This is a genomic window from Thalassobacillus sp. C254, from assembly GCF_001310615.1.
Window position 1 is genome coordinate 159484 of sequence record NZ_BAXQ01000002.1, and the last position, 13952, is coordinate 173435.

Genomic DNA, 13952 nt, shown 5'->3' on the forward strand with positions numbered 1-13952 from the left:
GAGGCACTTGGATATAAAACAAAATTTAACACACATTGAATCAGAAATTAAACTTGCCTGCCAGCGTGGTAGCCGCAGCGAGGACGACATAGCTATTATCGCAGTCACAAAATACGTCAGTGTTGAGACCGCCTCTAAAGCTCTGGATGCTGGAATCAGACATATCGGTGAAAATAGGGCAGAGGAGGGAACTGCCAAAATAGAAAAACTGGACAAGCCTGCTACCTGGCACTTTATTGGTTCTCTTCAATCCAAAAAAGTAAAGCACATGATTGACAAGTTTGACTACATCCATTCACTAGACAGAATATCACTCGCCAAAGAGATTCAAAAACGCATGCCTGAAGGCAGGAAAATGAAGTGCTTTGTCCAGGTTAACGTTTCAGGAGAAGATTCAAAATCAGGCTTTCTCCAGAGGATACTTTGTCGTTTATAAAGTCTTTAGAAGAATTCCCGGCTATTGAAGTGGTTGGACTAATGACGATGGCCCCGTATACAGAAAATCTAGAAGAGACACGTCCGGTATTTAGAAATCTTAGATTGTTAAGAGATTCAATTAAGGATTTAAATTTGAGTCACGCACCCTGCCTTCATTTATCGATGGGAATGTCTAATGATTATGTCATTGCGGTTGAAGAAGGAGCCACGTTTGTTCGCATTGGAAGCAGTCTCGTAGGAAAAGAATGAAGATTTAGGTGAAGGAGTGGAAAGCTCATGGGGTTCAAATCTAAATTTAAACGTTTTTTTGAATTGGATGATGAGGTAGTCGAAGAGGAAATAGAACATTTTCCAGAGCAAGAAAACGAATTTACAGCTGCAAAGAAAAAGGGAAATACCCAAAATGTAGTCAGTCTTCAAAGCATTCAGCAGTCGTCAAAAATGATACTAGTAGAGCCCCGGGCTTATGAAGAGGCTCAAGAGGTGGCAGATCATTTAAAAAGCAGGAAGGCCGTAATTATTAATTTGCAGTTAATCTCACAGGATCAGGCAAAAAGGATTGTCGATTTTTTAAGCGGTACCGTGTATGCTATAGGAGGGGATATTCAGAAGGTGGGGCAGAATATTTTCCTATGTACTCCTGATAACGTGGATGTTTCAGGTGCAATATCAGAATTGATGTATGAAAAATACAATAAGTAAGACAAGTAAGAGGTTGGGGTGATGAGAAAGATATGCAGACAATAGGTACGCTGCTTCTTGTAGGAATGCAGATATATTCATTTATGGTAATCATCTATATTTTTATGTCCTGGTTTCCAAACGCTCGGGAGTCGTCATTTGGCCAGACTATAGGATCTTTAGTAGAACCTTATTTGGAACCTTTCCGAAAGATAATCCCTCCGCTGGGTATGATAGATATTTCTCCAATTGTGGCCCTTGTTGCTCTTCACTTTGCTCGCTTTGGAGTACAGGCTCTCTTCTTTTAAGGAGGTTCTTTATGGCACTATACGAACATTTTCGAAAAGAAGAGCGGCCGTTTGTGGAACAGGCCAGTGAATGGAAAGAACAAGTGGAAACGCGTTATGAATCGAAGCTGACTGATTTTTTAGATCCAAGAGAACAGGATATTTTGAGATCTATAATTGGCAATGATGAAGTAGTCAAACTTGAGTTTTTCGGGGGCCCAAGGTTCTGAAAGGAAAAGAGCCTTGCTGTTTCCCTTTTATGAAGCCCCGGAACAGGATCAATTTCACATTAGAGTTTATGAGCTGGATTATCCTGTTAAATTTGTTTCTGTCGGCCATAGAGATGTCCTGGGTTCCATGCTGGGCCTGGGGGTAAAGCGGGAAAAATTTGGGGACATCATTTTACAGGCACAAAGAATTCAGATAGCAGTTGCAGAAGAAATTGCTTCTTTTGTAGAAATGAATTTTACAAAAGTTGCATCTGCATCCATTCAACTCCACTCTGTTTCGTTAGAAGAAGCAATTCCTGTCAGAGAGGAATGGGAAGAAGTATCCACTACGGTCTCTTCTTTGCGTCTTGATGTCCTTTTAGCGGAAATGTTCCGCTTATCTCGAAGTAAAGTCTTACCCTACATTGATGGAAAAAGAGTCAAGGTCAACTGGAGAATTGCAGATCAGCTTCATTCCTAGTAAATGAAGGAGATTATCTATCAGTAAGAGGACTTGGCCGCAGGAAACTGCTTACAGTGGAAGGGAAGTCAAAAAAAGATAAATGGCGAGTTAGCTATGGAAAAAAACAGGATCCTTCATAGAAAAGAAGGGTTTTTACATGTAATTGTCGAAAAAAGTAACATCAGTTAATCAATTAAGTCACGGAGGTGCTTCTTTTGCCGTTAACTCCCTTAGATATTCACAATAAAGAGTTTACAAGAGGTTTTCGCGGATATGATGAAGACGAGGTAAATGAATTTCTGGATCAAGTTATTAAAGATTATGAAACTGTTATTCGGGAGAAAAATGAACTGTTTGAAAAGGTGGATGAACTGGAAGAACGACTAGAACATTTTTCTAACATTGAAGAAACGTTAAATAAATCCATTCTTGTAGCACAGGAATCAGCTGAAGAAGTACGTAGAAATTCTAAAAAAGAAGCTCAGCTGATTGTGAAAGAAGCGGAGAAAAATGCAGACCGAATTATTAATGATGCTCTCTCCAAATCAAGAAAGATTTCATTGGAAATCGAAGAACTGAAAAAGCAGGCATCAGTATACCGCATGAGATTTAAGATGCTTATTGAAGCCCAGCTTGAAATGTTACATAATGACGATTGGGATGAATTAGCGAGATCAATGGAAGAAGAGCTTGAGTCTTCTTCTCCGGGGGAAGAGTAAAGAATACCCCACTTGACTTCTCGATTATGATTGTTCTATAATTTGACAAAACCATGAGAATGATAAATGAATATCCCTCTATCATGCTTATGTTCTGTAAAGCAGAGACTAAGTATCATAGCAGGTAACAAGACGTTGAAAGGGACGTGCCGTTCTGTCTTCCTTCGATAGCGAGCCGGGGATGGTGGAAGCCTGGTGACAGGAGCAGCTGCGGACATCACCCTGGAGTTCTGGTGCCGAACTTTGGTTAGGTTCCAGCGGTGAAAGCCGATATTACAATGAAGTGACTGCATATAGCAGATCATTAGGGTGGTACCGCGAGACCTTCTCGTCCCTATACCCGGGACGAAGGAGGTCTTTTTTATGGATAAAAGATCACTCAACTATAATTATTTTTAGAACAGCTTTCGCAAAGAATTTGTTTCCTGGGTATTTGCTTTCGTCTCTTAATGATCGCTTGTTTATTTTAAATGAGGAGGAAAAAGTAATGAGTTATAAAGATACATTACGAATGCCAAAAACTGAATTTCCGATGAGGGGAAACCTTCCAAATCGGGAACCAGAACGACAACTAAAATGGGAAGAGCAGAACATATACGAAAAGGTGCAGGAACGCACGAAAGGCCGTCCTCTTTTTGTTCTGCATGATGGCCCGCCTTATGCCAATGGTGACATTCATATGGGTCATGCATTAAATAAAGTATTAAAAGACATTATTGTCCGCTATAAGTCTGTAAGCGGGTTTCATGCACCGTATGTACCTGGCTGGGACACTCACGGTCTTCCTATTGAAACTGCTTTAACGAAAAACAAAAAAGGTCAACAGAAAAAAAATGTCTGTCGCTGAATTTCGTAAAGCTTGCGCTGACTATGCGATGGAACAGATCGATCGTCAACGGGAACAATTTAAGCGGCTTGGAGTAAGAGGAGACTGGGAAAATCCTTATGTCACTCTCACAAAGGAATACGAAGCCCAGCAAATCAAAGTATTTGGTGATATGGCCAAAAAAGGGTACATCTACAAGGGGAAAAAACCAGTCTACTGGTCACCTTCCTCGGAGTCTGCACTGGCAGAAGCGGAGATTGAATACCATGATAAACGTTCACCATCCATTTATGTGTCCTTTGCAGTAACAGATGGAAAAGGAGTCCTTGAAGGTGATGAAAAGTTCGTTATTTGGACCACTACTCCGTGGACCATTCCTGCGAATCTAGCCATTACAGTTCATCCTGAACTTGAATACAGTGTTGTCAAAGTAGGAGAAGAAAAATACGTCGTAGCTTCTGGGCTTCTAGAGACCATTGAGAAAGAAATTGGCTGGGAAGATACTGAAGTGGTAAAGACAGTCCAAGGAAGAGAATTGGAACATGTGATGACAACACACCCTATTTACGGCAGAAATTCACTTGTAATCCTTGGAGAACATGTAACCCTTGATGCTGGAACAGGATGCGTCCACACTGCCCCTGGTCACGGGAAGATGACTACATTGTAGGCCAGCAGTATGGGCTGGAGACGCTTTGTCCTGTGGATGATAAAGGGATTTTCACTGAGGAAGCTCCTGGGTTTGAAGGTCTTTTTTATGATGAAGCGAACAAACCGATTACCCAAAAACTTGAAGAGCTTGGGGCTTTATTAAAGCTGACCTTTATCACTCACTCTTATCCACATGACTGGCGCACAAAGAAACCTGTTATTTTCAGAGCCACGGCTCAATGGTTTGCCTCCATTAAAGATTTCCGAGAAGACTTGATTTCGGCAGTGAAAAAGGTGAAATGGGTTCCAGAATGGGGAGAAACAAGGCTTCATAATATGGTCAGGGACCGGGGCGACTGGTGTATTTCCCGCCAGAGAGCGTGGGGAGTTCCAATTCCAATTTTTTATGAGGAAAATGGAGAAGAAATTGTAACTGATGAGACAATCAATCATGTATCCCAGCTTTTCCGGGAACATGGCTCTAACATTTGGTTTGAGTGGGAAACAAAAGATCTCCTGCCAGAAGGCTTCACCTCTTCTAAAAGTCCAAATGGAAACTTTACTCGTGAGATGGATATTATGGACGTCTGGTTTGACAGTGGTTCATCCCACCAGGCTGTTTTGGTGGAAAACGAAGAACTTCAGCGTCCGGCAGATCTTTATTTAGAGGGTTCTGACCAATACAGAGGGTGGTTTAACTCCTCATTGTCCACAAGTGTGGCAGTGTCTGGAGAAGCGCCTTATAAAGGTGTTCTCAGCCACGGCTTTGCGTTGGATGGGGACGGTAAAAAAATGAGTAAGTCACTCGGTAACGTTGTGATTCCAAACAAAGTAATGAACCAGCTTGGAGCAGATATTCTTCGGCTGTGGGTAGCTTCAGTAGATTATCAGGCAGATGTTCGGATATCAGATAAGATTTTAAAGCAGGTTGCTGAAACCTACCGTAAAATCCGCAATACATTCCGATTTTTGCTTGGAAACCTTCACGATTTTGATCCAGCGAAAGATCGGGTCTCTTATGAGAAGCTTCCTGAAATGGACCGCTATATTCTTGTGAAATTAAACGATCTTATCGGCCAGGTGAAAAAAGGGTTTGATGAGTACCAGTTTTCTACGGTATACCATGCCCTGCATAACTTCTGCACCATTGATTTAAGCTCCTTTTACATGGATATTGCAAAAGATACGTTATATATTGAAGCAGAAGATGCTTTATCCAGAAGAGCGATTCAGACTGTAATGTATGATGTGCTCGTGAGTCTTGTAAAACTCTCTTCCCCAATCCTCGCTCATACAGCAGATGAAGTATGGGAGTTCATTCCAGGGGTAGAAGAGGAAAGTGTCCAGCTTGCTGATCTTCCAGACGCAGAGGTCTTACCTGAAAGTGAACAGTTAAAGGAAAAATGGGGCACAATCATGAGCATCCGCGATCAAGTGTTAAAGGCTCTTGAAAATGCCAGAAACCAAAAAGTAATCGGAAAGTCTTTAACTGCTTCCATTTCTCTTTACCCTACTGAAGACGCGAAAACGGTGCTTGAAGGTGCTGGGGAACTGACTCGTTTGTTTATCGTTTCAGAAGCTGTCATTGACGGAACGAAAGATGAAGCACCAGAGGATGCAGAAATTCATGAGCATTTGGCAATCGCAGTCAGACCAGCTGACGGAGAGACTTGTGAGCGCTGCTGGACTGTTACTAAAACGGTAGGTGCACAGGAAAAATATCCTGAGCTCTGTGATTCCTGCGCTACGATTGTTAAAGAAAATTATGCAGAAGCTGAATAACCCATGAAAGGCATCAAAGGATAACTTGCCTTCGTTTTACCTGCCAGTGAAAGCCCCTGTTTCTCATAAGAACAGGGGCTTTTCTTTTCTTATAAAAGAAATTCAAAAAAGTGAGGAGGCAGGGAAAAATTACGCTGTGTAAAATACGGTGTTCAGCTTACCTTAAAAAAGAGAGCGAAGAGAAAGGTGAAGCAAATGAACACTGAATGGTATTCTCTGATGCTTGAAGCAAGAAGAAAAGAACTGGAACGGCAGGGCGCTGGCGAAGGAAACAAAACAGTCAGCGGGGAAGAAGAAGCAAAAATTAGCACAATGAGGGAATTTGAAAAGCATAAAGCATCCCTTTTGCAGGTAGGGCGCCAGCAAGAATGGGAAAAAGTTACAAGCGTAATTGAAAAGCTAAACCAGTTACAGTAAAAAACTAAAACGACTTTTTTCGCACAAGATTTCATTCTTTTCTCGTACAAGAGCAAAATAAAATAAGGTTACATTTACCGTTTCATTTCTTTTATGCTAAAATGCTTAAAGTAGGCTGTTTTGAGCATGTACCACAAGGTCGGGATTGTCTCGGCCTTTCCCATACATACATAGACCGGGAAATGAGGAGAAGCAGACAATGATACTCTTTTATTATGTCCTGGCGCTGGTAATTATCGGCCTTGATCAATGGACAAAGTACTTAGTGGACGTACATATGGAAATAGGGGAAAGCATTCCGTTAATTGAAGGGTTAGCATATTTAACTTCCCACCGGAATCAAGGAGCTGCTTTTGGTATACTTCAAGGGCAAATGTGGTTATTCTTTATTATAACTGTCGGGGTCGTCATCGCTATCTTTTATTACATGCAAAAGTATGGAAAAGAAAGCATATGGATCGGACTACCATTAGGTTTAGTGCTAGGCGGTGCGATCGGGAATTTCATCGATCGTCTCTTCAGAGGAGAAGTTATTGATTTTATGGATGTTTATATCTTTGCTTATAACTTCCCGATTTTTAATGTAGCGGATTCGGCTCTCGTCGTAGGTGTAATCGCTTTGATTATTAAAATGATGGCAGATGAACGAAAAGAGAAAAAGGAGCAAGCATAAATGATGGAAGAAACAAAATGGGTGATTTCTGAAGAGCACAATAAGGAGCGATTAGATAAGGCAATTGTTAAGCTGCACGGAGAATGGTCACGTACGATCATCCAGGAGTGGGCTAAAGAAGGACGCATTGAAGTAAATGGCAAAGCGGCCAAAAGTAACCATAAAGTACAGTCAGGTGATGAAGTCGTCGTGTATCCTAAGGAACCAGAAGAAATAGATATCGTTCCTGAAAACATCCCTCTTGGTATCCTGTATGAAGATGATGATGTGATTGTTGTCAATAAGCCTCGGGGGATGGTTGTCCACCCAGCACCTGGGCATCCCGGGGGGACGCTGGTGAACGCGTTAATGTTCCACTGTAAAGATCTCTCAGGCATTAATGGGGAAATCAGGCCTGGTATTGTCCACCGCATCGATAAGGACACATCGGGAGTGCTGGTGGCCGCAAAAAACGACAAAGCCCATGAACACCTTAGCCGTCAACTGAAAGATAAAAAAACAGAAAGAATTTACAAAACAATTGTTCATGGCAATATTCCTCATGAGCATGGAACGATTGACGCCCCTATTGGAAGAGATCCAATGGACAGACAGAAAATGACGGTCACTGATAAAAATGCAAAGGATGCAGTGACTCACTTTAACGTAATAGAACGTTTTGGGAACTATACGTTTCTTGAATGCAGGCTCGAAACAGGGCGGACACACCAGATTAGAGTTCATTTGCAATACATTGGGCATGCTGTTGCAGGGGACCCTAAGTATGGGCATCGTAATACGCTGCCGATAAACGGTCAGGCTCTACATGCAGCCCGCCTTGGCTTTGTACATCCCTCAAAAGAGGAATACATGGAGTGGGAAGCTCCTATGCCTGAAGACATGGATGGCCTGCTGGACGATCTGAGAAAAAAATCTTGACTTTCATGTATACTTTTGTCATACTAACGAAAGAATCAAATACGAACCACCTTTAATTACAGTCCCGTGAGGCTGAGAAGGAAATGGTGCATGTATTCCCTGCCTGTAATGATCAGGGGGAAACGTCCCGGAACTACCAGGGATCAATGCGATGTTATTAACCATCCTCTCGTCCAATCGGACGGGAGGATTTTTAATGGCCATTCCTTGCAGAAACTAGACAGTGGGAGGCAAATCAAATGGTTAAAGATGAAACAGTTTTATTAGATGAGCAGGCGATACGACGAGCACTTACCCGTATATCACATGAAATTATTGAAAGAAACAAAGGAATCGATGACTGCGTTCTCGTAGGAATCAAAACAAGAGGGATATATATTGCTGATCGATTAGCCGAAAGTATCGAACGAATCGAGGGAACAAAAATTCCAGTAGGGGAAATAGATATTACGATGTATCGGGATGATCTTTCTCTAAAGAACACTTCTGAGGAACCTGAATTAAAGGGGACCGATATTCCTTATGACATTAATGACAAAAAAGTCATTCTAGTTGACGATGTGTTATATACAGGACGAACCGTAAGAGCTGCCATGGACGCCACAATGGATCAGGGCAGGCCGGCCCAGATTCAGCTTGCAGTACTTGTGGACAGAGGTCACCGGGAATTGCCGATCCGCCCTGATTATATTGGTAAAAATATTCCTACCTCTAAAGCGGAAGTCATCACTGCTAAGATGAAAGAAACCGACCAGATAGACCAAGTAAGTATTACAAGTCATGAAAGATAAATAAAGAACCTCTTTAAATACAGTCCAGAGAGTCTGAAAAGAGGCATGATGCAGCCATCCCTGTTGTGGTGATGGCCCCCTGTGCCCTCTTTGCTCTCTGCAAAGAGTTTTTTATGGAAACAGTTCTCCAGAATATCTAATCGTCCAAAATACCATCGTATAAGAAAGAGATCAAATCAGGAGTGGAGGAGACTTACATGGGAAACAAAAGAGAGATAGGCATCAGAGAAATCCCAAAATGGAATTACTGGATCATTTTAAGCATGCAGCACTTATTTGCAATGTTCGGAGCCACCATTCTCGTGCCGATATTAACTGGTCTTAGTCCGGCCGTCGCATTAGTATCCAGCGGTCTGGGTACCCTTGCTTATCTTGTGGTCACGAAAGGTCAGGTACCTGCTTACCTGGGGTCTTCCTTTGCCTTTATCATGCCGATCATCTCAGCGATGGCTATCGGAGGGCCGGAAGGTGTGATGATTGGAACGTTTATGGCAGGTATTGTTTACGGACTGACTGCCCTCTTAATCAAAGCGACTGGTGTCAACTGGCTCATCAAACTTCTTCCGCCGATTGTGGTGGGGCCCGTTATTATGGTCATAGGACTTGGGCTTGCAGGCACGGCGATTGAAATGGCGATGAACTATGACAGTGAGGCTGGACAGTTTGTAGAGCCAATGACTCACTTCAGTGTAGCTCTCATAACCCTCGCCATAACGATCGTAGCTGCAGTTTTCTTTAAAGGATTTTTTAACCTGATCCCAATTTTGTTCGGTATTGTCGGCGGGTATGTGGTAGCAGTATTTATGGGACTGGTTAACTTTACACCAGTTATGGAAGCACCGTGGATCAGAACTCCCGATTTTGTCGTACCCTTTGTCACCTTTACACCAGACTGGTCCTGGACGATTATCTTCCTTATGGTTCCGATTGCCCTTGTAACCCTTTCTGAGCACATAGGAGACCAAATGGTTCTGAGCAAAGTGGTTTCAAAGAACCTGGTGAAAAAACCCGGCCTTCACCGCTCTATTATGGGGGATGGAGTTGCAACGTTGATTGCTTCCTTTGTTGGGGGGCCTCCTAATACGACGTACGGAGAGAACATCGGAGTTCTCGCGATCACTCGAGTGTTCAGCGTTTTTGTGGTCGGTGGGGCAGCAGTATTTGCACTGATCTTCGGCTTTATAGGAAAAATTGAAGCGCTGATTGCAAGCATCCCTACAGCGGTAATGGGAGGAATTTCAATCCTGTTGTTTGGGATCATCGCTTCCTCAGGACTTAGAATGCTGATTGATAACCAGATTGATTTTGGAATCAAAAGAAACTTAATTATTTCTTCTGTGATCCTGGTTATCGGTATCGGAGGCGCCTTTATACAGGTTTCCGATGATGTGCAGATCGCCGGAATGGCTCTCGCGACAATAATCGGCATCTTGTTGAACTTGATTCTTCCAGGAAAAGAACATGGTCTGGGAAATAACTCAATGTTTGCCTCCCTGGATGAAAAACTAAAAGATGATGACAATGCTGCTTAACATCCTTTAATCGAGTACAGAGAGACTCATAAGGGTGAAACAGGCACCAGGAAAGAGACTGTGGTTGCCCACGGTCTGCCTGGATAAAGTTATGCGAGGCAAGCTGCCTCTCTTCTTTCGCCTGCTTCTGTTCACCCTGAAGATAATCTCTTCAGGGTTTTTTATAGAAAAAAAGCGAGTTCAAAAATAAGGAGGAATGAAAGATGATGCTTGAAACTGAATTGCAAAAAGAGATGGGGAGAGTAACAGAACCTGCTACGGAAAATATTTTGACAATGACAGACCTTCCGTTAGGGACAATCGATAAAATTCTTACAAACGCTCAAGAGTTTGCACATACTCCTTATTGGTTCGAGAAAAAAAACGTTTTCGCCGCTAATCTATTCTTTGAACCAAGCACAAGAACAAAATTAAGCTTTGAAGCAGCAGAGAAAAAACTGGGGCTTGAAGTATTAAATTTTGAAGCAGATACGTCCAGTGTAAAAAAGGCGAGACTCTTTATGACACGGTTAAAACCATTGAAAGTCTTGGAGCAGATGTAGTAGTGATACGACATGAGACCGATCGTTACTTTGATGAGCTGGCCGGCAAAATAAATATTCCAATGATTAACGGAGGAGACGGCTGCGGTCATCATCCTACCCAATCTTTGCTAGATCTGCTTACGATTAAGCAAGAGTTTCAGAGTTTTATAAATTTAAACATAGTAGTTGCTGGCGATGTACGTCACAGCCGTGTGGCCCGTTCGAACATAGAAGCCTTGGAAAGACTGGGAGCCAACGTTTTTGTCAGCGGTCCGGAAGAGTGGATGGAAGGTGAGTTGCGCAGCAGATATATCCCAATGGATGAAGCGGCAGAAATGGCTGATGTAATGATGATGCTGAGAATCCAGCATGAAAGGCACGCGGTCCAAATGGTAGCAGGGGTGGAGGAATTTCATCAGAAATATGGCCTGACTGTTAAAAGAGAGAGGCTGATGAAACCAGGCAGCATAATCATGCACCCTGCGCCGGTCAACAGAAATGTAGAGATAGCAGACGAATTGGTAGAATGCAAAAGGTCACGCATCTTTAAACAGATGAAAAATGGAGTAGCCGTGCGAATGGCTGTACTCGATCATGTACTTCAATTAACCAAAGGGGGATACAAAAAATGAGTATCGTAATTAATAATGTGAAATTCATAGGGGAAGATGGAAACATAAAACAAGGGGATATAAAAGTAACAGAAGGTAAAATTGCAGAAATCGGCTCTGTGTCTCCGGGTGCTGAAAAAGTGATTGAAGGGAACGGAAGACTCCTTACTCCTGGACTGGTCGATGTTCATGTGCATTTGAGAGAGCCTGGTGGAGAACATAAAGAAACCATTGAAACAGGAACGAAAGCAGCAGCGCGCGGCGGGTTTACGACGATCTGCCCAATGCCAAATACAAGGCCGGTACCTGATTCAGAAGGTAATCTTCAGCTGATTCAAGACAAAATTAAAGAAAAGGCTCTCGTAAAGGTACTCCCTTATGCGTCTATTACTACCAGACAGCTGGGAAAAGAACTAGTTGATTTTGCCAGACTTAAAGAAATGGGTGCTTTTGCGTTTACGGATGATGGAGTCGGTATACAGGATGCTTCTATGATGCTTGCCGCCATGAAAGCTGCAGCAAGGGCAGAGGTGGCCATTGTTGCCCACTGTGAAGAAAACACATTGATCAATAAGGGGTCAGTACACGAGGGGACGTTCTCAGAGAAGCACGGATTAAATGGTATTCCGTCAGTATGTGAATCGGTACATATTGCCCGGGATGTTCTGCTCGCTGAAGCAGCTGGCGCTCATTATCATGTGTGTCATGTGAGTACTAAGGAATCTGTACGTGTCATTCGAGATGCCAAACGCGCGGGAATTCACGTGACAGCAGAAGTAAGCCTCATCATCTGCTATTATGCGATGAAGATATCCAAGGTCTTGACCCTAATTTTAAAATGAATCCGCCACTTAGAGCAAAAGAAGATAGAGACGCTCTCCTGGAAGGACTTCAAGACGGTACAATAGACTTTATCGCAACAGATCACGCCCCCCACGCAAAAGAGGAAAAAGAGGCGGGAATTGAGAAAGCACCGTTTGGAATTGTAGGTCTAGAAACAGCCTTTCCTCTGCTTTATACCCACCTTGTTAAAGAAGGCCATCTTTCATTAGCTGATCTTGTCTCCTCTTTAACAAAGAAGCCGGCTGAAGTATTTGGCCTTACGCAAGGGACGCTTCAAATCGGGGCATCAGCAGACCTTACATTAATAGACCTTGAAAAAGAAGAAAAGATAGATGTCTCAGCATTTGAATCCAAAGGAAAGAATACACCATTTGAACAATGGGTGTGCCAAGGATGGCCTGTTTTAACCTTGGTGGATGGTGTAGTCGTGTATGAGAAAGAGGAGGTTTTCCAATGAAAAGACAATTGATATTAGAAGACGGCGAAGTTTTATCGGAAAAGGATTTGGCAGTGAAAAAGAAATGACAGGGGAAGTGGTGTTTAACACTGGAATGACGGGATACCAGGAGATTCTTTCAGACCCCTCTTACTGTCAGCAGCTTGTCGTCCTTACGTATCCTTTAATTGGAAACTACGGCATTAACCGGGATGATTTTGAATCGATTGCTCCATCAGTAGGAGCCCTTATTGTTAAAGAAGCTTCCTCTTTTCCAAATAACTGGAGAAATGAAAAATCGATTGATCAAATGTTAAAGGAAAAAGAAATTCCTGGGCTCGAAGGAATTGATACGAGAAAATTGACCCGTTTAATTAGAGAGCATGGGACATTAAGAGGAAGAATCTGCTCCATGGATGCTGATGTAACCCAGGTAGCGGAGGAATTGAGAAATACAGCTTTAGTGAAAAACCAGGTTCAGCAAGTATCCACTAAAGATCCTTATCACGCACCCGGTTTCGGCCACCGTGTCGTATTGATTGATTTTGGTGCCAAGCACGGAATTGTAAGAAATCTTATCCAAAGGCGCTGCGATGTATTTGTAGTTCCCTATAACACACCTGTTGAAGAAATTATGCAGCTTCAACCAGACGGCATTATGCTTAGCAACGGTCCTGGGGATCCAGAAGATGTAAAGGAAGGCATTGAAACCATTCAAGGTCTTCTTGGAAAAGTACCGATCTTTGGAATTTGCCTTGGTCATCAGCTTCTATGTCTGGCTGCTGGGGCCACGTCTTCAAAAATGAAATTTGGCCACCGCGGCTCCAACCATCCAGTAAAGGATATTGAAACAGGGAAAGTAGACATTACTTCCCAGAATCACGGCTATACGGTGGACCGTGAGTCATTGAATGAAACGGATCTTGTGCTCACCCACGTTAATGTAAATGACGGTTCAGTAGAAGGAGTCTCTCACTCCAAATATCCGGCTTTCAGTGTTCAGTATCACCCGGAAGCTTGTCCAGGGCCAGCAGATGCCAATCATTTATTTGACCGGTTTGTAACATTAATAGAAGAGAGTAAAAAAGAAAGCGTAAAGACTGTCAACGCTTAAAGCTGCTTAGTTTTCATTATTGGATAAGAAAAGGGGA

The 13952-nt window shown here is 42.7% G+C and carries 8 protein-coding genes and 6 pseudogenes; all 14 read left to right on the forward strand.

All coding sequences use genetic code 11. The annotated features are described in order from the left end of the window. Positions 1 to 7: 7 nt before the first annotated feature. The 14 genes and pseudogenes from JCM19033_RS03340 (at position 8) to JCM19033_RS03405 (ending at position 13915) form a co-directional block, all read left to right on the forward strand. A pseudogene (locus JCM19033_RS03340) lies at positions 8 to 687 on the forward strand (YggS family pyridoxal phosphate-dependent enzyme). Positions 688 to 714: 27 nt separating this feature from the next. Beyond that, entirely contained in the window at positions 715 to 1140 is a 426-nt protein-coding gene (locus JCM19033_RS03345; protein WP_054635261.1) for a cell division protein SepF, read from the forward strand. Positions 1141 to 1172: 32 nt separating this feature from the next. Further along, positions 1173 to 1427: a YggT family protein gene (locus JCM19033_RS03350; RefSeq protein WP_054635262.1), complete on the forward strand. Its 255-nt coding sequence runs from the start codon at positions 1173 to 1175 to the stop codon at positions 1425 to 1427. 11 nt (positions 1428 to 1438) lie between these two features. After that, positions 1439 to 2218 (forward strand): annotated as a pseudogene (locus tag JCM19033_RS03355) (RNA-binding protein). A gap of 75 nt (positions 2219 to 2293) precedes the next feature. Next, the gene (locus tag JCM19033_RS03360) at positions 2294 to 2797 is read left to right on the forward strand and encodes a DivIVA domain-containing protein (protein WP_054635263.1); all 504 of its coding nucleotides are present in this window, start codon (positions 2294 to 2296) and stop codon (positions 2795 to 2797) included. Between the two features lie 487 nt (positions 2798 to 3284). Continuing rightward, positions 3285 to 6056 (forward strand): annotated as a pseudogene (ileS, locus tag JCM19033_RS03365) (isoleucine--tRNA ligase). A 195-nt stretch (positions 6057 to 6251) separates the two neighbouring features. Then, positions 6252 to 6473 carry a hypothetical protein gene (locus JCM19033_RS03370; protein ID WP_054635264.1) on the forward strand — a complete coding sequence of 74 codons (222 nt, stop codon included), beginning with the start codon at positions 6252 to 6254 and terminating at the stop codon, positions 6471 to 6473. A gap of 199 nt (positions 6474 to 6672) precedes the next feature. Then, complete coding sequence (lspA, locus tag JCM19033_RS03375) at positions 6673 to 7146, forward strand: signal peptidase II (RefSeq protein ID WP_054635265.1); 474 nt, start codon at positions 6673 to 6675, stop codon at positions 7144 to 7146. Positions 7147 to 7149: 3 nt separating this feature from the next. Further along, a complete protein-coding gene (locus JCM19033_RS03380; protein ID WP_054635414.1) occupies positions 7150 to 8064 on the forward strand; it encodes an RluA family pseudouridine synthase in 915 nt (304 codons plus the stop codon). A gap of 239 nt (positions 8065 to 8303) precedes the next feature. After that, entirely contained in the window at positions 8304 to 8855 is a 552-nt protein-coding gene (pyrR, locus tag JCM19033_RS03385) for a bifunctional pyr operon transcriptional regulator/uracil phosphoribosyltransferase PyrR (protein WP_054635266.1), read from the forward strand. A 197-nt stretch (positions 8856 to 9052) separates the two neighbouring features. Then, positions 9053 to 10387, forward strand: coding sequence for a solute carrier family 23 protein (locus JCM19033_RS03390; protein WP_054635267.1), 1335 nt, complete (start codon positions 9053 to 9055; stop codon positions 10385 to 10387). A 233-nt stretch (positions 10388 to 10620) separates the two neighbouring features. Next, positions 10621 to 11543, forward strand: a pseudogene (locus tag JCM19033_RS03395) (aspartate carbamoyltransferase catalytic subunit). After that, positions 11540 to 12822 (forward strand): annotated as a pseudogene (locus JCM19033_RS03400) (dihydroorotase). Before JCM19033_RS03395 ends, JCM19033_RS03400 begins: the two co-directional pseudogenes overlap by 4 nt. Then, a pseudogene (locus JCM19033_RS03405) lies at positions 12819 to 13915 on the forward strand (carbamoyl phosphate synthase small subunit). Before JCM19033_RS03400 ends, JCM19033_RS03405 begins: the two co-directional pseudogenes overlap by 4 nt. The last annotated feature ends 37 nt before the right edge of the window (positions 13916 to 13952 follow it).

What these genes read in the sequence shown, in the direction of transcription:
- JCM19033_RS03345 (WP_054635261.1), top strand. Translation starts at nt 715, where the DNA reads ATGGGGTTCAAATCTAAATTTAAACGTTTTTTTGAATTGGATGATGAG.
- JCM19033_RS03350 (WP_054635262.1), top strand. Translation starts at nt 1,173, where the DNA reads ATGCAGACAATAGGTACGCTGCTTCTTGTAGGAATGCAGATATATTCA.
- JCM19033_RS03370 (WP_054635264.1), top strand. Translation starts at nt 6,252, where the DNA reads ATGAACACTGAATGGTATTCTCTGATGCTTGAAGCAAGAAGAAAAGAA.
- lspA (WP_054635265.1), top strand. Translation starts at nt 6,673, where the DNA reads ATGATACTCTTTTATTATGTCCTGGCGCTGGTAATTATCGGCCTTGAT.
- JCM19033_RS03380 (WP_054635414.1), top strand. Translation starts at nt 7,150, where the DNA reads ATGGAAGAAACAAAATGGGTGATTTCTGAAGAGCACAATAAGGAGCGA.
- pyrR (WP_054635266.1), top strand. Translation starts at nt 8,304, where the DNA reads ATGGTTAAAGATGAAACAGTTTTATTAGATGAGCAGGCGATACGACGA.
- JCM19033_RS03390 (WP_054635267.1), top strand. Translation starts at nt 9,053, where the DNA reads ATGGGAAACAAAAGAGAGATAGGCATCAGAGAAATCCCAAAATGGAAT.